Raw genomic sequence first — 24,585 nt, 5'->3', positions numbered from 1 at the left:
CCTTTCCAGTTAGTCGAGACCGAGCAGGAAGGCCGGGTTGTCCCGCACGATCATGCGCAGGTCCTTCTCGGGCAGGCCGAGGTCGAGCAGCGCGCCGCCGACCCGGAGGAACGAGTCGACCGGCATCGGCCTGCCCCGCTGCCCGAGGTCGGAGGCCAGCACGGTGTGCTCCGGACCGACGTCCTCGATCCAGCGCATGAGCAGGTCGGGGCCGCCGCGTGCCTGGGCGACCTCCGGGTCGTACATGCTGGTCTCGTGCTCGATGTAGGCGCCGAGCGCGGTCAGCTCACGGCACCGTGCCGCGTCCGAGCCGATCAGGAAGTTGGGGTGGCTCACCACCATCCGCCGCACCCCGCGTCCGGCGGCGGTGGTGAACAACGCCTCGACGTCGTCGACCGGCAGGTGGCCGGCCGAGAGCAGCGCGCCGGCCTCCACGATCAGGTCGAGCACCCGGAACACCTCGGGCAGCAGTTCGCCGTCGCCGCCGCGGAGGTCGGTCTGGGCCGTGCTGAGCGGGATCGTCGGGTTCGGGAAGCCGCCGCCCGCGTTGTGGTGGGCGACGTGCGCGGAGGACGACACCGTGGGGAACCAGACGCACCGGCCGCCCATGCGCAGGCACAGCTCCACGGCGTACGGGTTGATCCCGCCGACCCACTGGTTCAGCGCGATGCCGCCGTACACCTGTGTGGACAGTCCACTCAGCTGTTCTCGCATCGCCAGGATGTCCATCACCGTGTTGTGGTGGTGCGACTTGGCGAGCAGGGCACGCATCCCCAGCCGGGCGCCGTCCCGCGCGGCCTCGACGTGGTCGAACCGCCGCGGCAGGGGGTTGGGCCCGGAGTGGCAGTGCAGGTCGACCAGACCGTGCAAGGCTCGTTCGATCGCGGTGGCGGGGGGCATCGGCGACTCCATCGGCGACTTCTGACCGGAGCTTGCGGAGTGAACATCGTCGTTGTAACGAAATCTGGACTTAGTGTACGTTAATCGGGAACTCGCTGGCACGCAACGAGGAGGCCGCATGGTCGCGGAGCCGTACACCTGGGCCGAGATGATGGCGATCTCGATCTCGCACGAGATGTCGGACGGTGAGTTCGGTTCCATCGGCGCCGCCTCGCACATCCCGGCGGCGGGGTTGCGGCTGGCCCAGCTGACACACGCGCCGAACCTCACGTTCTTCTGTGGCGGGAGCGGCGCGAGCAACCCGAAGATCCGTCGGCTGACGGAGTCCTCTGCGGACTACCGCAACCTAGTGACGGCCGAGTACCAGTACAGCCTGGACGACGTCGTGGACTTCGAGACCGCGATCCGCTTCGACTTCGCGTTCCTCGGCGGGTTGCAGATCGACAAGTTCGGCAACCTGAACATGGCGATGATCGGCGACTGGGACAAGCCGAAGGTGCGTGGTCCTGGCAGCATCGGGCTGGTGTTCACCGGCGGGTTCAAGTCGAGCTTCATCTACACCGAGCACCACACGCCGAGGGTGTTCGTGGACAAGGTGGACTTCGTCAGCGGGGCGGGCTGGCTGTCCGGCGGCGACTCCCGCGCGGAGGTGCTGCGGCCGGAGTCCTCCGGACCACGGCGGGTGTTCACCCCGCTGGGTGTCTTCGACTTCGAACCGGACACCAAGCACATGCGGCTGCGCAAGACCCACCCGTGGACGACGGTCGAGGAGATCCGCGCGGCGACCGGGTTCGACCTGCCAGTCGCGGACGACGTCGAGACCGTCACGCCACCGACGCCCGAGGAACTGCACCTGCTCCGCACCGCGGTGGACTCGGACGGCGTGCTCCGCCGCTACGCCCCGGTCGCATGAGCCACTACGTCGTCGCCGACGGTATCCGGACGCACTACCGCGACGCCGGGGACGGCCCGGTCGTCGTCCTGCTGCATGGCGGGGAGTACGGCGCGGCGGCGGAGCTGACGTGGGAGAGCTGCATCCCGTTGTGGAGCACGCAGTTCCGAGTGCTGGCACTGGACCTGGTCGGCTTCGGCCGGAGCAGCAAGCTCCGGGACTTCGCGGGCGGGCAGCGCAGGCTGATGATCGCCCAGGTGTCGGCGGTGCTGCGGACGCTGGACATCCAGCGGGCGTACTTCGTCGGCACCTCGCTCACTGGCCGGATGCTGCTGGACATGGTCAACCGGGACTCCGCGCCGTGGCCGATCGAGGCCGTGGTGGCGGCGGGCATCGGGCTCGCCCCGCCCAGCGCGCAGGGCCGGAAGGTGCTGGAGGACTTCGACGGCACCCTCGACGGGCTGCGGCCCTCGATGGAGGTGCTGTTCCACGACCCGGCCTTCCGGGACAGTGAGGACTTCCTGCGCCGGAGGTACGAGTTCGCGGCGATGCCCGGCGCCTGGGAGACCGGCGCGGCAGCCGCACTGCGCTCCCCGGTCCGTGCGCGGGGTGGCCCCCAACCGGCCCGCGACTACGGGTCGATCAGGGTTCCGGTTCAACTCATCCGGGGCGAGCATGACGCGCTGGTTCCGGCAGACACCTGGCAGGCGCTGGCCGACCAGATCCCGGGGGCACGGACCGTCACCGTCGCCGGCAGCGGGCACTACCCGCAGATCGAGCGGCCCGCCGAATTCGCCGCCGCCGTACTCGAGTTCCTGAACGAGGTGGCCACGTGACCGTCCACATCGAACGCGGTGGTGACCCCGGGCCGACGGTGTTGTTCCTGCACGGTTCAGGTGCGACCGGTGCGGTATGGGCACCCGTCCTCGGTGAGATCGGCTGCCGCTGGATCGTCGTGGACCTCCCGGGACACGGCCGATCCGACTGGCTGCCCGCCTACCACCACGACGACTACGCGGCGGCGATCGGCGCGGCGGTCGGGACCGACGTGGACCTCGTCGTCGGGCACTCGCTCGGCGGGCTCATCGCACTGACTCTCGCCGATGGGACGCACTTCCGTACCCGCACGGTGACCGCGATCGCGATGAAAGTCCTCTGGACGCCGGAAGAACTCTCCAGGCGTGGCAGCCGTCCACCTCGGACCTTCGCCGACCGGGACGACGCGCTGCGCCGCTTCGCGAAGGTCAGCGGGCTGCGCGAGGACTCCCCCGGCCTCGCGTCCGGGATCCGGCACACCCCGGACGGCTACCAACTGGCCGCCGACCCGCACCTCACCGCCGATCCCCCTGCCACGCAAGAGGAACTGGCCACCGTGATGCGCCGCGCCGCGTCGCCGGTCCGGCTCGTCTGCGGGGACGCCGACCCCGGGATCGACCCCGCCGACATGGCCGCCGTCCTCGGCCGTGCGGTGGAGATCATCCCCGGTGCCGGCCACAACCCGCACCTCGACCACCCCGCCCGGGTCGCGGACCTGATCAAGACCGACCTCGCCGCGACGCGCGGCTGACCTCCGGAGCCGCCATGCGCATCGAGAACCTCCTGCGCCAGAACGCGGTGCGGCGCGCCGACCAGCTCGCCGTCATCGCCGAGAGCGCCGAGCTGACCTGGGCCGAGCTTGACCGCGAGACCAACCGCCTCGCCCACGCGCTGATCGACCGCGGCCACCTGCCCCAGGAACGGGTCGCGCTCGTGCTCGCCAACGACGTCCAGGTGGTGATCGCCTACCACGGGTTGTGGAAGGCCAACCTGGTGACGGTCGGGATCAACCCCCGCCTGACGGTGCCCGAGATGCGGCGCATCCTCGTCCACTCCGGCGCCTCGGCGGTAATCTGCGACTCCGCGGTCGCGGTCGAGGCCGCCGCGGGCGCCCCGGCGATCCGCCGGATCATCACCGTCGGCGACATCGAGGGCGGAGACCCCTTCGACGACGTGCTGGCGAGCGGTGACCCCGAGCCGGTACCGGAGATGGGCACCGGGTCGGACCTGCGCTCGCTGCGCTACACCAGCGGCACCACCGGCGCGGCGAAAGGCTGCATGGCCACCCACGACCAGCAGCTCGCCAGCACCGCCAACTACCTGTGCGAGGTCGAGGTCCCCAGGGGTGGGCCGACCTGGATCTCCATGCCGATGAGCCTCGGGGTCGGCGCCTCCTTCGTCACCACCACCGCCTACCTCGGGGTCCCGCTGCTGGTGCGCCGCCGGTTCGACCCCGCGGCGTTCCTGGCCGACGTCGAGCGGTACGGCGTCGTGCATGCCTTCCTCGTGCCGACGATGCTGGTGGACCTCGTGGCCGCGCTGCCGGACCTGGACGCGACCCGCGCCCGCACGCTCGACCTCGTCGGCTACGGCGGCGCCGCCGTGTCCTGGAACCTCATCCGCTCCCTCACCGAGCGGCTCGACCTGCGGCTCTACCACGCGTTCGGGGCCACCGAGGCCGGGGGCTTCGCCGCGCTGCTCACCCCTGAGGACCACCAACGATTCCTGCGCACCGACGCCTCGTCGATCGTCCCGGTGGGACGGCCGGCCGCGTTCGCCGAGGTGAAGATCTTCGACGAGGACGACCGCGAGGTGGCGCCCCGCGAGACCGGCGAGATGCGGATCCGCGCCGCCAGCGTCTTCTCCGGGTACTGGTGCCAGCCGGAGGCCACCCAGAAGGTCCTCAAGGACGGCTGGCTGCGGCTGGGTGACATGGCCTGGCGGGACGAGGACGGCTACCTCTACCTCGCCGACCGCGCGCAGGGCGTGATCCGCACCGGTGCCCAGAACGTCTACGCGGGCGAGGTCGAGGCGGTGTTGCAGAGCTGCCCCGGCGTGCACCGGGCGGCGGTGCTCGGCGTGCCGGACGAACGGTTCGGCGAGGCTGTCAAGGCGCTGGTGCAGGTCGTCCCCGGCAGCCGGCTCACCGAGCAGGACGTCATCGACCACTGCGCCACACAGCTGTCCAGGTACAAGTGCCCTCGCGAGGTCGAGTTCGTCGACACGCTGCCGGTGGACGAGGGCGGCAAGATCAAGAGGGCCGAGCTGAAAAGCGGTTCCGGCCTGGCCCTGCTCGGCACCAAGGAGCGTTCATGAGCAAGGTGACCACCCCCGACGAGGCAGTGGCCGACATCCCCGACGGCGCGACGATCGCGCTCGGCGGCGTGCACTCGCACAACAGCCCGATGGCGCTCGTCAACGCGCTGATCCGGCGTGGGGTCAAGGATCTGGAGCTGATCCCCACGCCCAGCGCGGGACCGCCGGTCGACATGCTGATCGCGGCAGGCGCAGTGCGAAAGCTGCACGTGTCCTACGTGGGCCTGGAGTTCCTCGGTCTCGCACCCAACTTCCGCCGGGCCGCGCAGGAGAAGACGATCGAGATCGTCGAGGGCGACGAGGCGTACGTGGTCTACGGCTTCCGCGCCGGCGCCAGCCGCCTGCCCTTCCTGCCGCTGCCGCCGCTGTACGAGGGCACCGACCTGCCCAAGGTCAACCCGATGATCAAGACCACGACCGACCCGTACACCGGCAGGACCGTGACCACGATTCCCGCGCTGCGGGCCGACTACGGTCTCTTCCACGCGCAGGTCGCCGACCGCAAGGGCAACACCCAGATCTTCGGCCAGCGCCGCTTCGAGGACGTGATGGCGAAGGCGAGCGACCACGTCATCATCAGCTCCGACGAGATCCTCGACGAGTACGCGCCGGCCCCCGACCCGCGCATCGTCTCCATCCCCGGCGCGATCGTCGAACGCGTCGCGCACGCCCCCTACGGCGCGCATCCGCTGTCCTCACCGGGCCACTACGGCTACGACCGCGACCAGCTGGTCGAGTACCGGGACCTGGCCGTGGCCGGCGATACGGCCAAGTACCTCAAGGAGTACGTGCACTCGGTCGACGACCACGCCGGCTACCTGGAGCGGATCGGGGTGACGCGGTTGCTCGGGCTGCGGCAGACGTTTCGCTGACCACTCACCAGGAGTAGGCCTCGGGCGCGGGCCCTCGGCCGGGGAAGATCTCGTCGAGCCGGGCGAGGGTCCGCTCGTCCAGCTCGACCTTGAGGGCACCGACAGCGCTGACGAGCTGGTCCACCGTGCGCGGTCCGATGAGCGCCGCGGAGACACCGGGCCGGCCGAGCAGCCACGCCATCGCGACGTCGGCCGGCGCGGCGCCCAGCTCGTCGCACAGGTCCTCGTACGCCTGCACGGCGTCGCGGTGGCGGTCGAGCTTGGCCAGCCGGTTGCCGCGCGTCTTCGCGATCCGCGCGCCGGGCAGCGGCTCGCCCATGGTCTTCTCGCGCTCCTTGCGCAGGACCCCGCCGAGCAGCCCCGCGTCCAGTGGCGACCACGCCATCATGCCGAGGCCGTAGTGCTGGCAGGCCGGCAGCACCTCCAGCTCCGCGGTGCGTTCGAGCAGGTTGTAGATGGTCTGCTCACTGATCAGGCCCATCCGGTTGCGCCGGGCCGCCGCCTCCTGCCCCGCCGCGATGTGCCAGCCGGGATGGTTGGACGACCCCACGTAGACGATCTTGCCCTGGGTCCGCAGGACGTCCATCGCCTCCCAGATCTCCTCCCACGACACCGATCGGTCGATGTGGTGGGGCTGGTAGATGTCGAGGTGGTCGGTCCCCAGGCGGCGCAGCGACGCCTCGCAGCCGCGGCGGATGTGCAGGGCGGACAGGCCGGAGTTGTTGGGCCAGTCGGCCATCTTCCCGTAGAGCTTGGTGGCGAGCACCGTGCGCTCGCGGCGGCCGCCGCCGGTGGCCAGCCACTGCCCGATGATCTGCTCGGTGTACCCCTCGCCGAACCGCCAGCCGTAGACGTCACCCGTGTCGATCATGTTGATCCCCAGGTCCAGCGCCCGGTCCATGATCGCGAAGGCATCGTCGGCGTCGGTCTGGGTGCCGAAGTTGTCGGTCCCCAGCACCAGGCGGCTGACCTCCAGCCCGCTGCGGCCGAGACGGGTGTACTCCACACTGGACTCCTCGGTTGACCGATTATCGGACCTACTGTCCTATATGTAATGGCCAATTGACAACCCGACAGGTAAGGTCCCACTATCGTTACTCATAGCGGACTATGTGTCCCATAATCGAGAAGGGCTGCAATGACTGGCACCGTCGCTCGTTCAGAGACCCCTGTCCTCCGCGCCCCTCGCTCGCTCAACCACATCGCCTACCCGACCTGGGACTCCCAGCGGACGCACGACTTCTACACACAGGTGCTGAAGTGCCCGTTCCTCGCCGCGATCAAGCTGGACGTGGTGCCCTCCAGTGGTGAGCGGACCCCGTACCTGCACACCTTCTTCGGGCTGAGCGACGGCGGGGCCATCGCGTTCTTCGAGGTCGACGGCCTGCCGAACGCCACGCCGGACGGGATCCCGTCCTGGATCCGGCACATCGCGCTGAACGTCGACTCGATGGACGAGCTGCACGCGTGGAAGGCCCACTTCGAGGCCGAGGGCATCGAGGTGAACGGGATCGTCGACCACGACGGCGTCTGGGAGTCGCTGTACATCTTCGATCCCAACGGCGTGCGGATCGAGCTGACGCTCCAGACCCGTGACCTCACCGACGACGACGCGACCGAAGGCGCCGCCGCACTGCGCGCCTGGAACGCACGCAAGGCCTGACGCTCGTGCTGACCCGCGAACTCCTCGCGATCCCCATGCCGGCCGGCCAGCGGCTGGACATCAACTCCGGCGTTGCCCGGCTGTCCGGCTCGATCTGGGCGGCGCTGTGGCGCGACGACCGGCAGTCCCCGACGACGGCGGTCCTCATCGTGCACCCCGCGTCGAACTTCCTGGGGCACTACGCGTTGCGGGACCTCGCGTCCCGCGGCGTGGCCGCGGTGGGGCTGTGCACCCGCTACGTCGGCAACGACTCGGCGCTCATCATGGAGAACTGCGTCCTCGACATCGGCGCCGCCATCGCGCACCTGCGTGGGCTGGGCTACGCCGAGGTCGTGCTCGTGGGCAACTCCGGCGGCGGCGGGCTGGCCGCCCTCTACCAGGAGCAGGCTGAGCACCCGACGATCACCGAGACCCCGGCCGGCGACCCGGTGGACCTCACCGGCCTGCCGCCGGCGGACCGGATCGTGATGGCGATGGCACATCCCGGCCGCGCGACCGTCTACACCGAGGGCCTGGACCCGGCGATCACCGACGAGACCCGCCCGTTCGACCGCGACCTCGCCCTCGACATGTTCGCCCACGGCCCCACCTTCGACGCCGAGTTCCTCGACCGGTACCGGGCCGCCCAGATCGCCCGCAACGAGCGGATCACCGGCTGGGTGGACGACCAGCTGGCCGGCCTCGCCGCCCACGGGCGGGAAGGCCGGCACGGTGAGAAGACCGGCCCGGACGACCTCCCGTTCGTCGTCCACGGCACGGCCGCCGACCCGCGGTTCACCGACCTGGCCGTCGACCCGTCCGACCGCCGCCCCGGGACGCTGTGGGGCGACCCGTGGACCGCGAACTTCCAGCCCGCGTCGCTCGGCCACCTCACCAGCCTGCGGTCCTGGCTCAGCCAGTGGAGCTACACCCGCAGTCGCGCCAACGCCTACCGCTGCCTGGCAGGCGTGGCCGCCCCGGTCCTGGTCGTGTACGGCTCGGCCGACTGCGCTGCCTTTCCCAGTCATGCCAAGGGGATGTACGACGCGGTGACCCACGACCGGCGCGCGCTGGTCGAGATCACCGGCGCTGACCACTACTTCCAGGGCACCCCGGAGCTGGCCGCCGAGATGTGCGACCACATCGTCGAGTGGAGCCCGTGATGGCCGACGCCGAGGTAGCCGTCATCGGGGCCGGGCCGGTCGGGCTCACCGCCGCGCTGGCACTCGCCCGCCGTGGCGTGCCGGTCACCGTCTTCGAGCAGGCGACCGAGCTGTCCACCGAGTGGCGTGCGTCGACCTTCCACCCGCCGACCATCGAGATCGCCCGGCATCTCGGCATCGCGGACACGATGATCGAGGCCGGGCTGGTCGCGCCGCGCTACCAGGTGCGGGACCGCCGCGACGGCCTGATCGCCGAGTTCGACTTCGGCGCGCTGGCCGACGAGACCGAGTACCCGTACCGGTTGCAGCTGGAGCAGTACAAGTACACCCAGATCATCCGGGCGGCGCTGGAAGCCGACCACCCGGACGTGACGATCCGGATGGGCTCGGGGCTCACCGACCTCCGCGAGTCGGGTGACCACGTGGTGGTGACTGCCGGCGACAAGAGCACGACCGCGAGCTGGGTGCTGGCCGCCGACGGGGCCAGCAGCACGGTCCGCAAGGCGCTGGGGTTCCCGTTCGAGGGGCTGACCTACGAGCACCGGTACCTCGTGCTCTCGATCGACCACCCGATCGAGACGCTGCTGCCGGGCATCTGCCACGTCAACTACATCGCCGACCCGGTCGAGCACCTGCTCGTGCTGAAGGTCCCGGACGTCTGGCGGGTCGTCGTCGCGGTGCCGCCGCACGTGAGCGCGGACGAGGCGGTGTCGGACGCCTACGTCGGCGCCCGGCTCGAGGCTCTCTTCGGCCGGCCGGACCTGGTGCTGCGTGAGCGCAAGACCTACGCGGTGCACCAGCGGGTCGTCGACAGCTTCCGGCACGGCCGGGTGCTGCTGCTCGGCGACGCCGCGCACGTGAACAGCCCGATGGGCGGCATGGGGCTGAACGGCGGCATCCACGACGCGTTCGACCTTTCCGTACAGCTGACCGGTTTCCTCGACGGCACGGCCGACGAGACGGCACTCGACCTCTGGGCGACGCGGCGGCGGAAGGCAGCCGTGGAGACGGTCCAGCGGATCACCCACCGCACGACGACCGCGCTCGCCGAGGGGGACGAGCTGGAACGGCAACGGTTCCAGCGGCAGATGCAGGAGACCGTCGCCGACCCCGAACGCGCGAAGGCGTGGATGATGGACGCGGCGATGATCTCCAACGCCCGTGCCTACGACCTGCCACCCCGTGGCAGGGGGTGACAGGAGTGGACTTCGCGCTCAACGACGAACAGCTCGCCATCCGGGGCACGGTCCGGAGGTTCGTCGCCGCCGAGCTTCTCCCCCGGGAGGCGGGGTTCCTGCGGCACGGCCTGCCCCGCGACGAGCTGCGTGAGCTGCAGGACAAGGCCCGCGCCTTCGGCTTCTGGGGACTCGCCACGCCCGAGGAGTACGGCGGGATGGACCTGCCCGCCATCACACGGTCGATCGTCCACACCGAACTCGCGACCACGTGCGTCCCGTTCCGGTTCGGCGGCACGGCGGACAACATCCTGTTCCACGCCAACGCCGAGCAACGGGCCGAGTACCTGGTGCCGACCATCGAGGGCGAGCGGCTCGGCTGCTTCGCACTCACCGAGCCCGGCGCGGGCTCCGACGCCTCGGCCATCGCGACGACCGCGCGGCGCGCCGGCGACGACTGGCTGATCAACGGTCAGAAGACGTTCATCACCAACGGGAACGACGCCGACTACGCGATCGTCTTCGCCGTGACCGACCGGGACACGCGTGGGATCACCGCGTTCCTGGTGGACCGGACCGCGGGGTGGACGTCCACCCCGATCGCGACCATGGGCAGCTGGCACGAACCGGCGACGCTGTTCCTCGACGAGGTCCGGGTCCCCGCGACCGCGGTGCTCGGCGAGGTGGACAAGGGCTTCGAGCTGGCCATGCGCTGGGTCGGCGCCGGCCGGCACGCCATCGCCGCGCAGTGCGTGGGCATCGCGACGCGGTGCCTGCGGATGGCCGTCGACTACGCCGGCCTCCGCAGGACGTTCGGCCGCGCGATCGGAAGCAACCAGGCGATCCAGTGGATGATCGCGGACTCGGAGACCGAGCTGGAGGCCGGGCGCTGGCTCGCCCTGCGGGCCGCGTGGGACGCCGACCGGGGCGCCGACGCGCGGCACTCGACCGCGATGGCCAAGCTGTACTGCACCGGGATGGTCGGCCGGGTCGTGGACCGGGCGCTCCAGATCCACGGCGGCATGGGGTACACGAAGGACCTGCCGCTCGAGTGGTGGTACCGCGCGGTGCGAGCCATGCGGATCTTCGAGGGCACCGACGAGGTGCAGCGACTCATCATCTCCCGCGACCTGCTGCGCGGACACACCCGAATCGGAGGACACGTTGCCTAGCACCCCGTCGACCGGTACCTCGCCTGGTACCTCGTCGCCCGGTATCCCGACGCCCGGTATCCCGCCGTCGACGCGGATGAGCGTCGCCGCGGCACTGCGCGCCGCGGGCGAGGTCGCGGGCACGCGGGCCGCGGTCGTCCAGGGCGACCGGCGGATCAGCCACGCCGAGCTGCACGTCCGGGCGAGCCGGGTGGCCGGGACGCTCGCGGCGCGCGGGGTCGGGCAGGGGGACGTCGTGGCCGTCGGGTTGCACAACAGCCCGGAGTACCTGGAGACCGTGCTCGCCGCGTTCGTGCTCGGCGCGGTCCCGGTCAACATCAACTACCGGTACCGGGAGCCGGAGCTGCGTTACGTCCTGGAGTACACGGACGCGGTCGCGGTCGTCCACGACGACGCCCTCGCCGACCGGTTGGCGAACGTCACCGGCGAGCTTCCCGGGCTCAAGGCCGTACTGGGGGTCGGTCCGGCCACGGCGGGCTCCTACGACGAGGCCGCCACGACCGGCCCCGCGAGAGTCCTGTCCGGTGCGGATTCCCCGCACGGGATCATCCTGCTCACCGGCGGCACCACCGGCCGGCCGAAGGGCGTGATCTGGGACCGGGACGGGTTGCTCGGCATCCTCTGCTCGGTGTTCCGGCAGCGCGGCCTGCCGGCGCCGGCGACGCCGGCCGAGGTTCGCGCCGCGGTCGCCGCGCTGGCGGAGCGGGACGTGACCCCGGTCGTGCTGCCGATGTCACCGCTCATGCACGGCACCGGGTTCTTCCACGCCGTGCGGACCCTCCTCGGCGGCGGCACCGTCTGCTTCGCCACCTCCCGGTCACTGGACGGGCACGAGGTCTGGCAGGCCGTCCAGGACCACCGGATCACCGACATGGTCATCGTCGGGGACGCGTTCGGCCGGCCGTTGGTCGCCGCACTCGCCGAGGCCGAGCGGTCGGGACGGCCCTATGACATCTCCAGTCTCGCCAGGATGAACAGCTCCGGCGTCATCTGGAGCGTCGACGTGAAACGTGCGCTGCTGGAGCGGGGCTCGATGACGTTGGTGGACCAGATCTCCGCGTCCGAGGGCGGCCCGTTCGGCGTCGCGGAGGCACGCACCGCAGCGGACCTGGCGGACGGCCGGTTCGCGCTGGCCTCGGTGGCCCGGGTGCTCGACGAGGACGACCAGGACGTGCGGCCGGGCAGTGGCCAGGTCGGCGTGCTGGCCAGCTCCGGACCGCAGCCCGTCGGCTATCTCAAGGACCCGGAACGGACCGCGCGCACCTGGCGGGTCATCGACGGGGTGCGCTACGCCGTCCCCGGTGACCTGGCGTCGCTCGACGCCGACGGCAAGCTGGTGCTGCTCGGCCGCGGTGACGGCGTCATCAACACCGGCGGGGAGAAGGTCTTCCCCGAGGAGGTCGAGCAGGCGTTGCTGGCACACCCGGCGATCACCGACGCCGTCGTGTTCGGGACACCGGACCCGCGGTGGGGTGCGACGGTGACGGCGATGGTCGCGCCGGCCGGCGCGCTGTCGGGCATCACCGACGACGAGCTGACCGCTCACCTCGACGGGCAGCTCGCCCGGTACAAGCACCCCAGACGACTGGTCCGCACCGACACGATCCCACGCACGCCCGCCGGCAAGCTCAACCGCTCGCTGGCACGGGAGATCGCCGCCCAGGAGGCCGCCCGATGAGTACCTTTCCCATCGAGGAGGGGCACGTGCGGGCGTTCGCGCGGGCACTCGGGGCGGCGCCGGATGGCGGGGTTCCCCTCACGTTTCCCATCGCCTACGCCCATTTCGACCCGGACTGGCCGCTGGTGATGCGCCCCGGGCAGCCGTGGCACGGCTCGGGGGCCGAGCCCGGCGTGAAGAAGGGCGGCGGCGGGCTGCACGCGGAGCAGGAGTTCGAGTACTTCCGGCCGTTGCGGGTCGGTGAGACGCTGACCGTCCACAAGCGACCGGGCCGGACGTGGACCAAGGAGGGCCGTTCGGGTGCGCTGGACTTCACCGAGCGGCACACCGACTTCCTCGACGCCGAGGGGGAACTCGTGGCCCGGTCCACGACCGTGACGGTGGTGAAGCGATGAAGGTGGGCGACGAGCGGTCCCAGGTTGTCGTGTCCGACCTCAAACGGACCCAGATCGCCATGTACGCGGGGGCGTCCGGAGACTTCAACCCGCTGCACACCGACGAGCCCTTCGCCACGCGGGTGGCCGGCAACCCGACGGTGATGTCGCACGGGATGCTCGTCATGGGCATGGTCGGCCAGGTGCTCACCGACTGGGTCGGCACCGCGCGGGTCCGCAGGTACCGGGCCCGCTTCCAGGCGCCCACCTGGCCGGGTGACACCATCTCGGTGACCGCCAGGGTCGAGGAGATCACCGACGTCGGCGGTGAGCGGCACGCGACGGTCTCGGTCGAGGCCACCAGCAAGGACGGTGCCGTCACGGTGTTGAGCGGCTCGGCCACGGTGGTGGTCCCGTGACCATCGACGTCGCCGGTCTGGCGGCCATCGACGTGCACACCCATGTGCAGCTCTCCGTGGCCGACGGTCCGGAGGAGACCGGCGGCGAGGGCTTCACCGCCATGGCGAAGTACTTCAAGGCCGGCGAGGTCACCCGGTTCACGGTCCCGATGCTCGCCGACTACTACCGGTCCCGGAACATGGCCGCGGTGACGTTCACCGTCGACTCCGTGCACCTGACCGGGAACGAGCCCCACCCGTCCAACGAGGAGATCGCCGAGCAGGCCGCCGAGCACAGCGACGTGCTCATCCCCTTCGCCAGCGTCGACCCGCACCGCGGCGCCGCCGGCGTACGGCAGGCGCGGCGCCTGATCACCGAGTACGGCGTGCGCGGGTTCAAGTTCCACCCGACCTCCCAGGGTTTCTTCCCCGACGACCGGATGGCCTACCCGCTCTACGAGGTCCTGGCCGAACACGGGATGGTCGCCCTGTTCCACACCGGACAGACCGGCGCGGGTGCCGGCCGGCCCGGGGGCGGCGGTCTGCGGCTGAAGTACTCCAACCCCCTGGCCGTCGACGACGTGGCGGCCGACCACCCCGACCTGAAGATCATCCTCGCGCACCCGTCGTTCCCCTGGCAGGACGAGGCGCTCTCGGTGGCCATGCACAAGCCGAACGTCCACATCGACCTGTCCGGCTGGTCGCCGAAGTACTTCCCGCCGCAGCTCGTCCAGTACGCCAACACGTTGCTGCGCGACAAGGTCCTGTTCGGCTCGGACTTCCCGATGATCACCCCGGAACGGTGGCTGGCGGACTTCGCCAAGGCCGGCTTCCGCGACGAGGTCCGGCCGAAGATCCTCAAGGACAACGCCGCGCGCCTGTTCGGGCTGGGCTGAGCGATGTACTTCACCGACGAGTTCGACGAGACGGCCGACGTGGCGGTGCTGGGACTCGGCAACGCGGGCGCGGTCGCGGCGATGACCGCGCACGACGCGGGCGCCCGCGTCGTCGTGCTGGAGAAGCAGCCCGAGGACACCCACCGGCCGAACAGCCGGTACGCGGCCGGTTTCTTCCTGGTCCCGAACGACGTCGACGGCGCCTGCCGCTACCTCGAGTCCCTGTACGCGGTCAACGGCGAGGAGGTCAGCCCCGCGCTGATCCGCGTCTGGGCCGAGCAGACCGCCGCCAACCCGGCCTGGCTCACCGAGCACGGCGGCGAGTACGCCGTGCTGGACCTGCACGGCGAGCACGACTTCCTGCCCGACCACAAGTCGGTCACCGTCTACAAGGCACAACCCACCTCGGACTACCCGGGCTGTCCGCTGCACGGCCTCCTGCGGTCACTGGTCGCCGACCGCGGCATCGAGGTCCGGTACGACACCGCCGCCACGGCACTGCTGACCGGGCCGGACGGCGACGTCACCGGCGTCCGGACGCGGCAGGGCGACCTCGGCGTTCGGCGCGGTGTCGTGCTCGCGACCGGCGGCTTCGAGGGCGACGAGTCGCTCAAGCGGCAGTACCTCCCCGTCACCCCGGCACACTTCTACGGCAGCCAGGACAACACCGGCGACGGGATCCGGCTGGCCCAGGACGTCGGCGCGGAGCTGTGGCACATGAACACGTGGCCGGGGCACTTCGTCGCACGCTTCCCCGGCGCCGGGTACGGCGGCGGCACCGGCATCGACCTGTGGGGGTCCAACCGGTTCGGGCCCACCGCCGACAACCCCGGCGCGATCTTCGTGGACGGCTCGGCCCGGCGCTTCCTCGCCGAGCCCGGCCGCCAGCACGCCGCGAACCTCGAACTGACCGCGCTGGACGGGCGGACGCTGACCCACCCGAGGGTCCCCACCTGGTGGATCTTCGACGATGCCCGCTTCAGCAAGGCGCCACTCGTGACGACCTACGCCGGCCCGGCGGGCCCGGTGCGGGACTACACGTGGAGCGCCGACAACAGCACCGAACTGGACAAGGGGTGGATCAGCTGTGGCACCACGATCCGCGAGCTCGCGGCCGCCTGCGACCTCGATCCCGACACGCTGTCCGCGACGGTCGAGCGCTACAACGACCTGTGCGCGCGGGGCCGGGACGACGACTTCGGCCGCGACCCGGCCACGCTCACCCCGCTCACCGGCGCGCGGTTCTACGCGATCCCGCTGTGGCCAGGCGGTTCGCACACCGTGGGCGGCCCCCGGCGCGACGAACACGCGCGGGTGCTCGCGGCACGTGGCGGGCCGGTCGCCAACCTGTACTCGGCGGGCGAGCTCGGCTCGCTGCACGGCCTGCTCTACCCGGCGGGCGGCGCCAGCCTCGCCGAGTGCATGGCCTTCGGCCGGATCGCGGGGGCCGCCGTGGCGGCCAACCGGACCGGGTTGCGGTGAGATGTCCAACGCGTGGATAGGGTTCGGAAGGTGCCAGACATGACCAGTGACGGTGATGGTCCCGCCCAGAGCGGTTCCCTGACCCTCGACCGTGGGCTGCGGCTGTTGGAGCTGCTCGCCGTCGAGGACCGCGACATGACGGTCGCGGAGCTGGCGACCGCCCTCGGGGTGCACCGGCAGGCGGTCTACCGGCTGCTGGCCACCCTGCGTGCCCACCGGTTCGTGGCCGACGGCGGCGCGGGCCGCTACCGGCTCGGTCTCGGCGTCATCCAGCTGACCCGGCAGGTCAGCCACGAGCTGCGCCGGGCGACCGCACCGCACCTGCGCAAGCTGGCCCACGAGTTCGGCGCGACCGCGCAGTGCGTCGTGGCCGACGGCGACGACGCGGTGGCACTCGCCGTGGTGGAGCCGCCCGCGTCGGTGTACCACCTGTCCCAGCACAGCGGCGCCCGCCACCCACTCGACCAGGGCGCCAGCGGCCTGGCGGTCCTGATGGCACGCAAGCCGGACGCCGCCGACCCGCCCGCCGTCCTGGAGGCCCGGGAGATCGGGTACGCGGTCTCCCGCGGCAGGCTCACGGCCGGAGCGGTCGGGGTGGCCGTGCCGCTGTTCGACGGCGAGGGGAACTCGCTCGACGCGGCCATCGGCATCATCTCGATGGTCGAGGTCGACGTCGAGCACGTGGCGAAGCGGTTGACGGAAGCGGCGGGGCAGATCGCCGACGGGGACATCTGACCGTGCGTGCCACGCGTCCGGCGCGCCCGTTCCCGCCAGGACGGACGTTGACCTCCAGGCCACCGACATGCAGAATACTTGTCACAATATGAAAAGACTGTCCCATTATCGGACAGTAGCCGGGGCGCAACCGCCCGCGTGACCTTCGCGCACCACCACCGACCACGCAGCTCATCGGCTGTGTCTCTACCGCCCAGCGTCGGACGGAGACGACAATGACCGCACGGATGGCCCTCCGCCGGCTCGGCGGCGGACTACTCGTCCTCTGGCTGGTCTCACTGCTCACCTTCCTCATGGTTCGGCTGATCCCCGGCGACCCGGCCGAGGTCGTCGCGGGCGAGAACGCCTCCGTCGAGGACGTCAACCGGATCCGCGAGCAGCTGGGGCTGAACCGGCCGGTGGTCGAGCAGTACTTCTCGTGGCTGGGCGGCGTGCTCCGCGGGGACCTCGGCAGCTCGCTGTTCACCCACCGCCCGGTCACCTCGACCATCGTCGACGCGGCGCCGCCCACCCTGGCGCTCACGCTGACCGCGATCGTGCTGGCGGTGGTCATCGGGGTCGGCGCGGGGGTCCTGGCGGGTCTGCGGCAGGGCGGCTGGCTCGACCGGACGATCTCGACGGTCGCGACCCTCGGGATCGCCATGCCGAGCTTCTGGGTCGCGATGCTGCTGGTGTCGGTGTTCTCACTCTCGCTGAAGTGGCTGCCCGCCACGACCTACGTGCCCCTGGAGCGGGGCTTCGGGATCTGGCTGTCGCACATCATCATCCCGGCGATCGCGCTCGGCCTCGCCACGGCCGCCGAGCTGGCCCGGCACACCCGCGGCTCCGTCGCCGATGTGCTCACCAGGCCCTACATCAGGACCGCGCGGTCGCGTGGGACGGGCACGGTCCGGCTGGTCCGCCGGCACGTCCTGCGCAACGCGGCGATCCCGGTGGTGACGGTGCTGGGCCTGCAGACCTCCCGCCTGCTCGGCGGGACGATCGTGGTCGAGGCGGTCGTCGGGATCAGTGGGCTCGGCACGCTGGCCGTCAACTCCGTCCTCCACCGCGACTACCCCGTCATCCAGGGGTACGTGCTGTTCTGCGCGGTCGTCGTGGTGGTCGTCAACCTCGTCGTGGACCTCGCCTACGGCTGGATCAACCCGAAGGTGCGCGCGTCATGAGTATCGAGACGGCAACGGCCAGCCCAGAGGTGGCCGTGACCCGCAATCCCCGGCGTGGCGAGGTGGTTCGCGCGGTGATGCGTAGGCCCGCCAGTGCGGTCTCGGTGTGCTTCGTGGGGCTGCTCGTGCTGCTCGCGGTCCTCGGCCCGCTGATCTCGCCGCACGACCCGGGCGCGCAGGATCTGGCCAACCCGTTCGCCGGGCCGAGCTGGACGCACCTGTTCGGCACGGACGACTTCGGCCGGGACGTGGCCAGCAGGATGATCGAGGCCGCCAGGATAACGATCCTCGCCCCGTTGATCTCGGTCGGCATCGCGGTGCTGATCGGGCTGCCGCTGGGCATGCTGGCGGCGATCAGCGGCGGGTGGGTCGACGCGATCGCCGGCCGGCTGGCCGACACCGTGCTCGCCCTGCCGGCACTCGTCGGCGCGCTCGCGATCGTATCGGTCCTGGGGCCCGGTCTCGTCACCACCATGATCGCGGTCGGCATCATCTTCACGCCGACCATGTTCCGTGTCGTCCGGGGCGCGGCCGTGTCGGTCGCCGAGGAGACCTTCGTGCGCTCGGCCGTCGCCATCGGGTCGTCGCGCCGGCGGATCCTGGCGGTCCACGTGCTGCCCAACATCGCCGCGCCGGTGCTGGTGCAGGTGACCATCCTGATGGGCGTCGCGCTGCTGGTCGAGGCGAGCCTCTCCTTCCTCGGGCTCGGTGTCCAGCCGCCGGACGCGAGCTGGGGCTCGATGCTCAAGGCGGCCTACGGCAGCCAGTTCAAGGCGCCGTTCGCGGTCGTGCCACCCGGGGTGGCGATGGTGCTGACCGTGCTGTCGTTCAACACGATCGGCGACGCGATCCGCGACGCGGTCGGCATCAGGAGGCGGGCGTGACCGCGATGACAAGCAGCGTCGAGAAGAACAGCGAACTCGGGACACCGTTGCTGTCGGTCAAGGGCCTGACCATCGACCTGTCCGGCGACCCTGGCCAGCGCGGGCTCGTCGAGGACGTCAGCTTCGACCTGCACCAGAAGGGTTCGCTCGCGTTGATCGGCGAGTCCGGGTGCGGGAAGAGCCTCACCTCGATGGCCGTCCTGGGGCTGCTGCCACCCAACCTGCCGGTGCGTGCCGGCTCGGTCGAGTTCGACGGGGTGGACCTGCTGCACTGCTCCGAGCGTGAGCTGCGCCGCGTGCGGGGCGGCCCGGTCGGGATCGTGTTCCAGGAGCCCATGAGCAGCCTCAACCCGACCATGACCGTCGGCGACCAGATCGCCGAGGCGCGAAGGATCCACCTCGGGGAGCGCCGGTCGACCGCGTCGCGTCGAGCAGTGGAACTGCTCGACCGCGTCGGGATCCCGAACGCCCGGGAGCGGATCCGGTCCTACCCGCACGAGCTGTCCGGCGGCATGCAGCAGCGGGTCATGATCGCCGCGGCGATCGCGTGCGACCCGAAGCTCGTCATCGCCGACGAGCCGACGACCGCGCTGGACGTGACGATCCAGGCCGAGATCCTCGCGCTGCTGGCCGACCTGCGGCGCGACCTCGACCTCGCGGTCATGCTGGTGACCCACGACCTCGGGGTGGTCGCCGACTTCTGCGACGACGTCGTGGTGATGTACGCGGGACACGTGGTCGAGCGGACGTCGGTCGACGGGTTGTTCTACGAGCCCAAACACCCGTACTCCAGCGCGTTGCTGGGTTCGGTGCCGTCGGCGGAGGAGCCGAGGACCCGGCTGCCGGTCATCCCCGGCCGCGTCCCGCCCGCCGGCCGGTTCCCCGACGGCTGCCGGTTCCAACCCCGCTGCGGGCACGCGCTGCCCGAGCCGTGCGCACTCCCCCAGGGGGAGTCCGAATTGGATGGTGGGCACCGCACGAGGTGTTGCCGCGTGGCCGACGGCGCCGTGACGCTTTCGGGGGTGCCTCGTGGATGAGGAGGACGTGGTCGTCCGGGCCAGCGGGCTGGTGAAGAGCTTCCCGTTGACCCGCAACCTGTTCGGCCGTCCACTTCGGTCGGTGCGGGCGGTCGACGGCGTGGACCTGACCGTCCACTCGGGAACGACGCTCGGGATCGTCGGCGAGTCCGGCTCCGGCAAGACCACGGTCGGGCAGCTGATCTCCCGCCTCCAGGAGCCCGACGAGGGCACCGTGGAGGTGCGGGGCGTCGACGTCACGCGGGCCCGCGGCAAGGCGCTCAAGGCCGTCCGGCAGGGGCTCCAGTACATCTTCCAGGACCCGTACGGCGCGTTGGACCCCACCAAGACCGTCGGGCACGCGGTCGCGGAGCCGTTGCTGGTGCACGGCCGGATCTCGCGCGGGGAGCTGGCCGCGCACGCCGGCCCGCTGCTCGAACGGGTCGCGCTCGACCGTGAGTTCGCGTTCCGGCGCCCGGACGAGCTGTCCGGCGGGCAGCGGCAGCGGGTGTGCATCGCGCGGGCGCTCGCCTTGTCCCCCAGCGTGTTGATCGCCGACGAGCCGACGTCGGCGCTGGACCTGTCGACGCGGTCGGAGATCCTGAACCTGCTGATGGACATCCAGGCCGACAGCGGCCAGGCGGTGGTGCTGGTCTCGCACGACTTCGCTACCGTCCGCCACCTGTCGCACCGGATCGCGGTCATGTACTTCGGCCGGATCGTCGAGGAGGGCACGGCGGCCGAGATCGCCGAGTCGCCCCTGCACCCCTACACGAAGGCACTGCTCTCGGCGGTGCCGGTGCCGAACCCGGACCTGCAGCGGACCCGGCAGCGCACGGTTCTGCAGGGCGACCTGCCCGACCCGGCAGCCCCGCCCGTCGGGTGCAACTTCCGTAGCCGCTGCCCGGTCGCGATGGACAGCTGCGCCACCCAGGACCCGCCCCTGCTCCAGATCGGGCCGACCCGCCGGGTCGCCTGCCTACGCCACGAACCGGCGGAACCCATGCCGCCGCAAGCCCAGTTCCCTCTCGTCGGCGGCACGCCACCCGCGACGAGCCATGCCAGTGGAGGTCACCAATGAGACAACGTCCCCTCCGGATCGTCGCGCTGTTAGGCGCCGCCGTGCTGGCGCTCGCCGGTTGCGGCGGCGGTGGGTCGGCCGAGACCGCCGACAGCGCCTACGACCCGAACGCCGTCTTCAAGTACGGCGTGCCGGCCATGCCGACCTCGTTCGACCCACGGCTCGCGTCCCCGCTGGACCCGGTCTTCCTCGACGTGGTCTACGAAAGCCTGATCGGGCGCACGCCGGCCGGCAAGTTCGAGCCGGGGCTCGCGACGAAGTGGACGTTCTCCGACGACCAGAAGTCGCTCACGCTGACCCTTCGCGAAGGGGTCACCTTCCACGACGGCGAGGCCTTCGACTCGGCCGCGGTCGTCACGTCGATGAACGCGCTCAAGAAGTCCGGCGCGCAGGCGGGGTCGCTCAAGACCGTCGCGGCCGTGCAGGCGGTCGGCAAGTACTCCGTCAAGATCGACTTCTCCCAGCCGTCCGGGTACATGCTGAACGTCCTCGCCGGTGAGGCGGGCATCGTCGTCGCGCCCAAGGCGCTCGACAGCCCCGACCTGGCCACGAAGCCCGTGGGCACCGGGGCGTTCACGCTGACCGGGCTGCAGCAGGGAAAGATCACGTTCGCCAAGTTCGACAAGTACTGGGACGCCAAGAAGACGACCATCGGCGGGATCGAGATGACCGTCTTCTCCGACGAGCCGACGCGGCTGCGCTCGGTGGTGTCCGGCGAGATGGACGGGACGACCATCTCGGCGGGGCAGAAGAAGGAGGCCGAGGCGAACGGCCTCTCGATCGTGCAGGGCCCGAACAGCCAGATCATGGGGGTCCTGCTGAACACCAAGGCCTCGGAGTTCGGCAACCCGTTGGTGCGCAAGGCATTGATGTACGCCGTCGACCGCAAGGCCATCAGCGACAGCCTGTTCGACGGCGGGTGCGCGCCGACCGTGCAGCCGTTCGCCGAGGGGTTCTGGCCGAACGACCCCAAGCTGAACGACGTCGCGAAGTACCACGACGTTGCGAAGGCGAAGGACCTGCTCAAGCAGGCCGGGCTGCCGAACGGCTTCTCGTTCGAGCTCGTCAACGGCCCCAACACGACCTACGAGAACCTGAGCCAGGTGCTCCAGGCACAGCTCAAGGAGGTCGGCATCACCGCGTCGGTGCGCACGCTGGAGTTCAGCCAGATCCTCCAGAACCGCAGGACCGGCAACTTCGCCGCGGCCACGTCGCTGCTGCAGGTGGGACGACCCGACCCGAGCCAGTTCGTCGCCGACTTCTACGTGCCGGGCGGCAGCTACAACGCGGGCGGTTTCACCGTGGCCGGGGTGACGGACCAGCTCGCGAAGGCCCGCGCCAGCAGTGACGAGAAGGAGCGGCAGGGCCCCATGCGGGAGATCGTCGGCGACGTGTTCGACGCCGGCCCGCCGATGATCCCCGTCTGCGGCGTCCTGTGGGTGGGTGCCTTCCGCCAGGGCGTCACGGGGTTCCAGGTGCCGAAGTTCGGCGACTACGACTTCGCCTCCGTGAAGATCAGCGGCTGACCGGAAGGACCAGGATGCAGAAGATCGACCTGACCGGCAGGGTCGCGGTCGTCACCGGATCCGGACGTGGGCTCGGCCGCGCGTACGCCGAGGCCCTCGCCCGGTCCGGGGCCGGCGTCGTGGTCAACGACCTGGACGCCGACGCCGCGGCGGAGGTGGTCGACGCCATCACCGCGGCGGGCGGCTCCGCCGTCGCGGAGGTGTGCGCGGTCGGCACCGCCGCGGCGGCGGACGCGCTCGTCGACCGGGCGGTGAAGGAGTTCGGCCGGCTGGACGTCATGTGCACCAACGCGGGCGCCCTGCGCGACCGGACCCTGCTGAAGGTGACCGACGAGGAACTGGATCTCGTGCTGGACAGCCACGTGCGTGGCACCATCACCTGCGGCCGGGCCGCGGCGCGCCGGTTCCGTGAGCAGGGCGAGGGTGGCCGGCTGATCCTCATCGGGTCACCGGCCGGTCAGCTCGGCGGGTTCGGCCAGACCGCGTACGCGGCGTCGAAGGCCGCGATCATCGCCCTGGTCCGGGTCTGGTCGGTGGAGCTGGCGAAGATCGACGTCACGGTGAACGCCGTCATCCCGAAGGCGCTGACGAGAATGTCGGCGACCATCCCGGCGCTGACCGAGATCGTGGCGAAGGTGGAGGCCGGTGAGCCGGTCCCGGCCGACCTGCGCCACGAGGGCACCGGCACGGTCGAGGACGTGGCCCCGATCATCGTCTACCTCAGCTCTCCGGAGTCGGCCGCCGTCACCGGCCAGTACTTCAGCTTCGGCGGCGACCGGTTCGCGATCTGGGCACACCCGACCGAGTCGTTCGTCACCCACCGCGACGGCGGCTGGACCCCCGAGCAGCTGGCGGCCGACTTCGCCGAGTACACGCAACACCTTCAGCACCACAGACGCAGGAAATGAGACAGAAGCACGAAATGAGACGGTAGCCGCATCGACCGGTGCGTACGCACCACGAACCGGAGATGCCGGCCGAGCCGGTACGAACTCGGCGCTTTCCCTGGCCACGGCCGGGGGAAGCGCCGAGTTCGTTCGCGTCGGGCCAAGCCCGCCGGTCGTTCAGCGGCGAGGGCGAACACCCTTCGCGATGGCGCCATCGCGAATTCCTATTGGTCTGATAGTCGCATTCCCCGCACTGATCAGCATGACTGAAACATGGGTTGCTTCCTGCTACCTTCATATCAGTTTCCGGTTGCGTTTCACGATTAAACAACCGGCCGTATTCGGCGTGCCTTCAGGAATCGACATCCTTACCACGGGGAGTTCGTCGTGCACACATCCACCAAGACTGATCACGGCGCGCGGCCACGCACGCCGCTGGACCTCGAACTGGTCGTACCCGCGTTCAACGAGGCGAAACGCCTGCCGGCGACCCTTCGCGCCCTGGTCGACTTCCTCGAGGAACAGGAATGGCGTTCCCGGGTCGTCGTGGTCGACAACGGCAGTACGGACAACACGGTGGCGCTCGCGGACGCGGTCACCCGCCATTCCGTCGACGTCGTCGTGATCGGTTGTTCGCGGCCGGGAAAAGGCGCCGCCGTGCGGCGCGGAGTGCTCAGCAGCACCTCCCGGTTCGTCGGTTTCGCCGACGCGGACCTCTCCACACCGGTCGGCACCCTCGGCCCGGTCATGGCGGAGCTGGCGACCGGCGCGGCGGCCGTGATCGCCTCGCGGCACGCGCCGGGTGCACGGCTCGTGCACCCGCAGTCGCTCGGCCGCAGGGTCGGTGGCACCGCCTTCCGTGTGCTGGCACGGCAGCTCGTCCATGACGTCCACGACACCCAGTGCGGGTTCAAGTTCTTCGAGCGTGCCGCCGCACAACGCGCGCTGTCCGGCTGCTGGGTCAACGGTTTCGCGTTCGACGTCGAGCTGCTTCGGCAGATCCAGCGGGACGGCGGGCGGATCGTCGAGGTGCCGGTCGCGTGGACCAACGACCTCGGCTCGACCTTCCGGCCGGTTCGTGACGGCCTCCCCGCGTTCGCGGCCCTCCTCCAGCTGTACCAGCACTGATGTCCAGGGGAGAGGCGCTCGCGGGGCGGCGGGTGGTGGTCGTCAGCCAGCGCGACACCGCGCACCCGCTCGCCGGCGAGGCCGAGTACTACCTGCACCAGATCGCACTGCGCTGGGTGGCCTGGGGCACCCGGGTGACGTGGCTCTGCACCGGGACGCCTGCCTCGGCGGCCAACGCGCTGGTCGACGGCATCGAGGTGCGGCGGGTCCGTGGACCGGGCGGGATCTACCGGTGGCTGGCCGGCGGCCGGTTCGACGCCATCGTCGACGCGCTCGGCGAGACGGCCCCTCCCCTGGCGACGCTGCTGGGGCGGCGGGCGCCGGTGGTGCGGGTCGCGCACCGGATCCCGCGGGTGGCCAGGCGGTTGTCCGCGCGAGGCGACGCGACG

The 24,585-nt window shown here is 70.9% G+C and carries 24 protein-coding genes and 1 pseudogene; 23 read left to right on the top strand and 2 right to left on the bottom strand.

Annotated elements, in window-relative coordinates; translation table 11 throughout:
* Positions 1-9: 9 nt before the first annotated feature.
* Entirely contained in the window at positions 10-900 is an 891-nt protein-coding gene (locus VET29_RS04365) for a DUF6282 family protein (RefSeq protein ID WP_324914938.1), read from the bottom strand.
* A 118-nt stretch (positions 901-1,018) separates the two neighbouring features.
* On the opposite strand from VET29_RS04365, the gene VET29_RS04360 reads away from it, so the two are divergent.
* Genes VET29_RS04360 through VET29_RS04340 form a run of 5 tightly spaced genes read left to right on the top strand, consistent with a single transcriptional unit; the run spans position 1,019 to position 5,796 of the window.
* Positions 1,019-1,813: a CoA-transferase subunit beta gene (locus VET29_RS04360; RefSeq protein ID WP_324914935.1), complete on the top strand. Its 795-nt coding sequence runs from the start codon at positions 1,019-1,021 to the stop codon at positions 1,811-1,813.
* Entirely contained in the window at positions 1,810-2,628 is an 819-nt protein-coding gene (locus VET29_RS04355; RefSeq protein WP_324914933.1) for an alpha/beta hydrolase, read from the top strand. The genes VET29_RS04360 and VET29_RS04355 overlap by 4 nt, the downstream gene beginning before the upstream one ends.
* Positions 2,625-3,359 (top strand): alpha/beta hydrolase, encoded by a 735-nt coding sequence (locus tag VET29_RS04350; RefSeq protein ID WP_324914931.1) that lies wholly within the window; start codon positions 2,625-2,627, stop codon positions 3,357-3,359. The genes VET29_RS04355 and VET29_RS04350 overlap by 4 nt, the downstream gene beginning before the upstream one ends.
* Before the next feature lie 14 nt (positions 3,360-3,373).
* Positions 3,374-4,924, top strand: coding sequence for a class I adenylate-forming enzyme family protein (locus tag VET29_RS04345; RefSeq protein ID WP_324914929.1), 1,551 nt, complete (start codon positions 3,374-3,376; stop codon positions 4,922-4,924).
* Positions 4,921-5,796, top strand: coding sequence for a CoA transferase subunit A (locus VET29_RS04340; protein WP_324914927.1), 876 nt, complete (start codon positions 4,921-4,923; stop codon positions 5,794-5,796). The genes VET29_RS04345 and VET29_RS04340 overlap by 4 nt, the downstream gene beginning before the upstream one ends.
* Positions 5,797-5,800: 4 nt before the next feature.
* Here VET29_RS04340 and VET29_RS04335 read toward each other — a convergent pair whose 3' ends face one another.
* Positions 5,801-6,802, bottom strand: coding sequence for an aldo/keto reductase (locus VET29_RS04335; RefSeq protein ID WP_324914924.1), 1,002 nt, complete (start codon positions 6,800-6,802; stop codon positions 5,801-5,803).
* Positions 6,803-6,934: 132 nt separating this feature from the next.
* Between VET29_RS04335 and VET29_RS04330 the strand changes: the two genes are divergently transcribed.
* From VET29_RS04330 to VET29_RS04245, 18 genes and pseudogenes are all read left to right on the top strand, one after another.
* On the top strand, positions 6,935-7,459 hold the full coding sequence (locus VET29_RS04330; protein WP_324914922.1) for a VOC family protein: 525 nt from the start codon (positions 6,935-6,937) through the stop codon (positions 7,457-7,459).
* Positions 7,460-7,464: 5 nt separating this feature from the next.
* Entirely contained in the window at positions 7,465-8,601 is a 1,137-nt protein-coding gene (locus VET29_RS04325; protein WP_324914920.1) for a hypothetical protein, read from the top strand.
* Positions 8,601-9,797 carry an NAD(P)/FAD-dependent oxidoreductase gene (locus tag VET29_RS04320; protein ID WP_324914918.1) on the top strand — a complete coding sequence of 399 codons (1,197 nt, stop codon included), beginning with the start codon at positions 8,601-8,603 and terminating at the stop codon, positions 9,795-9,797. The genes VET29_RS04325 and VET29_RS04320 overlap by 1 nt, the downstream gene beginning before the upstream one ends.
* Before the next feature lie 5 nt (positions 9,798-9,802).
* Entirely contained in the window at positions 9,803-10,948 is a 1,146-nt protein-coding gene (locus VET29_RS04315; RefSeq protein WP_324914916.1) for an acyl-CoA dehydrogenase family protein, read from the top strand.
* 76 nt (positions 10,949-11,024) lie between these two features.
* Entirely contained in the window at positions 11,025-12,626 is a 1,602-nt protein-coding gene (locus VET29_RS04310) for an AMP-binding protein (protein ID WP_324914914.1), read from the top strand.
* The gene (locus tag VET29_RS04305; RefSeq protein WP_324914911.1) at positions 12,623-13,021 is read left to right on the top strand and encodes an FAS1-like dehydratase domain-containing protein; all 399 of its coding nucleotides are present in this window, start codon (positions 12,623-12,625) and stop codon (positions 13,019-13,021) included. Before VET29_RS04310 ends, VET29_RS04305 begins: the two co-directional genes overlap by 4 nt.
* Positions 13,018-13,419, top strand: a complete 402-nt coding sequence (locus VET29_RS04300; protein WP_324914909.1) for a MaoC/PaaZ C-terminal domain-containing protein — start codon at positions 13,018-13,020, stop codon at positions 13,417-13,419. Before VET29_RS04305 ends, VET29_RS04300 begins: the two co-directional genes overlap by 4 nt.
* Complete coding sequence (locus VET29_RS04295; RefSeq protein WP_414636445.1) at positions 13,416-14,294, top strand: amidohydrolase family protein; 879 nt, start codon at positions 13,416-13,418, stop codon at positions 14,292-14,294. Before VET29_RS04300 ends, VET29_RS04295 begins: the two co-directional genes overlap by 4 nt.
* Positions 14,295-14,297: 3 nt before the next feature.
* Positions 14,298-15,776, top strand: a complete 1,479-nt coding sequence (locus VET29_RS04290; protein WP_324914907.1) for an FAD-dependent oxidoreductase — start codon at positions 14,298-14,300, stop codon at positions 15,774-15,776.
* 39 nt (positions 15,777-15,815) lie between these two features.
* On the top strand, positions 15,816-16,511 hold the full coding sequence (locus VET29_RS04285) for an IclR family transcriptional regulator (protein WP_324914905.1): 696 nt from the start codon (positions 15,816-15,818) through the stop codon (positions 16,509-16,511).
* Positions 16,512-16,726: 215 nt separating this feature from the next.
* Positions 16,727-17,674, top strand: coding sequence for an ABC transporter permease (locus VET29_RS04280; RefSeq protein ID WP_324914903.1), 948 nt, complete (start codon positions 16,727-16,729; stop codon positions 17,672-17,674).
* The gene (locus VET29_RS04275; protein ID WP_324914901.1) at positions 17,671-18,558 is read left to right on the top strand and encodes an ABC transporter permease; all 888 of its coding nucleotides are present in this window, start codon (positions 17,671-17,673) and stop codon (positions 18,556-18,558) included. The genes VET29_RS04280 and VET29_RS04275 overlap by 4 nt, the downstream gene beginning before the upstream one ends.
* A gap of 5 nt (positions 18,559-18,563) precedes the next feature.
* The gene (locus VET29_RS04270; RefSeq protein WP_324915031.1) at positions 18,564-19,595 is read left to right on the top strand and encodes an ABC transporter ATP-binding protein; all 1,032 of its coding nucleotides are present in this window, start codon (positions 18,564-18,566) and stop codon (positions 19,593-19,595) included.
* Entirely contained in the window at positions 19,588-20,655 is a 1,068-nt protein-coding gene (locus VET29_RS04265; protein ID WP_324914899.1) for an oligopeptide/dipeptide ABC transporter ATP-binding protein, read from the top strand. The genes VET29_RS04270 and VET29_RS04265 overlap by 8 nt, the downstream gene beginning before the upstream one ends.
* Positions 20,652-22,181 (top strand): ABC transporter substrate-binding protein, encoded by a 1,530-nt coding sequence (locus tag VET29_RS04260; RefSeq protein WP_324914897.1) that lies wholly within the window; start codon positions 20,652-20,654, stop codon positions 22,179-22,181. The genes VET29_RS04265 and VET29_RS04260 overlap by 4 nt, the downstream gene beginning before the upstream one ends.
* A 14-nt stretch (positions 22,182-22,195) precedes the next feature.
* Entirely contained in the window at positions 22,196-23,089 is an 894-nt protein-coding gene (locus tag VET29_RS04255) for an SDR family NAD(P)-dependent oxidoreductase (protein WP_324914895.1), read from the top strand.
* Positions 23,090-23,455: 366 nt separating this feature from the next.
* A complete protein-coding gene (locus VET29_RS04250) occupies positions 23,456-24,196 on the top strand; it encodes a glycosyltransferase (RefSeq protein ID WP_324914893.1) in 741 nt (246 codons plus the stop codon).
* Positions 24,196-24,585 (top strand): annotated as a pseudogene (locus VET29_RS04245) (hypothetical protein); the annotation flags it as partial. The gene VET29_RS04250 and the pseudogene VET29_RS04245, both read left to right, overlap by 1 nt.

This window comes from Actinophytocola sp. (assembly GCF_035634895.1).
In the GTDB taxonomy this organism is placed as follows: Bacteria; Actinomycetota; Actinomycetes; order Mycobacteriales; family Pseudonocardiaceae; genus Actinophytocola.
This window is presented reverse-complemented; position numbering and strand designations above follow the sequence as displayed.

Bases quoted from the DNA above. Each gene is read 5' to 3' on its own strand.
- VET29_RS04365 (WP_324914938.1), bottom strand. From the start codon at position 900: ATGCCCCCCGCCACCGCGATCGAACGAGCCTTGCACGGTCTGGTCGAC.
- VET29_RS04360 (WP_324914935.1), top strand. From the start codon at position 1,019: ATGGTCGCGGAGCCGTACACCTGGGCCGAGATGATGGCGATCTCGATC.
- VET29_RS04355 (WP_324914933.1), top strand. From the start codon at position 1,810: ATGAGCCACTACGTCGTCGCCGACGGTATCCGGACGCACTACCGCGAC.
- VET29_RS04345 (WP_324914929.1), top strand. From the start codon at position 3,374: ATGCGCATCGAGAACCTCCTGCGCCAGAACGCGGTGCGGCGCGCCGAC.
- VET29_RS04340 (WP_324914927.1), top strand. From the start codon at position 4,921: ATGAGCAAGGTGACCACCCCCGACGAGGCAGTGGCCGACATCCCCGAC.
- VET29_RS04330 (WP_324914922.1), top strand. From the start codon at position 6,935: ATGACTGGCACCGTCGCTCGTTCAGAGACCCCTGTCCTCCGCGCCCCT.
- VET29_RS04320 (WP_324914918.1), top strand. From the start codon at position 8,601: ATGGCCGACGCCGAGGTAGCCGTCATCGGGGCCGGGCCGGTCGGGCTC.
- VET29_RS04310 (WP_324914914.1), top strand. From the start codon at position 11,025: ATGAGCGTCGCCGCGGCACTGCGCGCCGCGGGCGAGGTCGCGGGCACG.
- VET29_RS04305 (WP_324914911.1), top strand. From the start codon at position 12,623: ATGAGTACCTTTCCCATCGAGGAGGGGCACGTGCGGGCGTTCGCGCGG.
- VET29_RS04300 (WP_324914909.1), top strand. From the start codon at position 13,018: ATGAAGGTGGGCGACGAGCGGTCCCAGGTTGTCGTGTCCGACCTCAAA.
- VET29_RS04290 (WP_324914907.1), top strand. From the start codon at position 14,298: ATGTACTTCACCGACGAGTTCGACGAGACGGCCGACGTGGCGGTGCTG.
- VET29_RS04285 (WP_324914905.1), top strand. From the start codon at position 15,816: ATGACCAGTGACGGTGATGGTCCCGCCCAGAGCGGTTCCCTGACCCTC.
- VET29_RS04280 (WP_324914903.1), top strand. From the start codon at position 16,727: ATGACCGCACGGATGGCCCTCCGCCGGCTCGGCGGCGGACTACTCGTC.
- VET29_RS04275 (WP_324914901.1), top strand. From the start codon at position 17,671: ATGAGTATCGAGACGGCAACGGCCAGCCCAGAGGTGGCCGTGACCCGC.
- VET29_RS04270 (WP_324915031.1), top strand. From the start codon at position 18,564: ATGACAAGCAGCGTCGAGAAGAACAGCGAACTCGGGACACCGTTGCTG.
- VET29_RS04260 (WP_324914897.1), top strand. From the start codon at position 20,652: ATGAGACAACGTCCCCTCCGGATCGTCGCGCTGTTAGGCGCCGCCGTG.
- VET29_RS04255 (WP_324914895.1), top strand. From the start codon at position 22,196: ATGCAGAAGATCGACCTGACCGGCAGGGTCGCGGTCGTCACCGGATCC.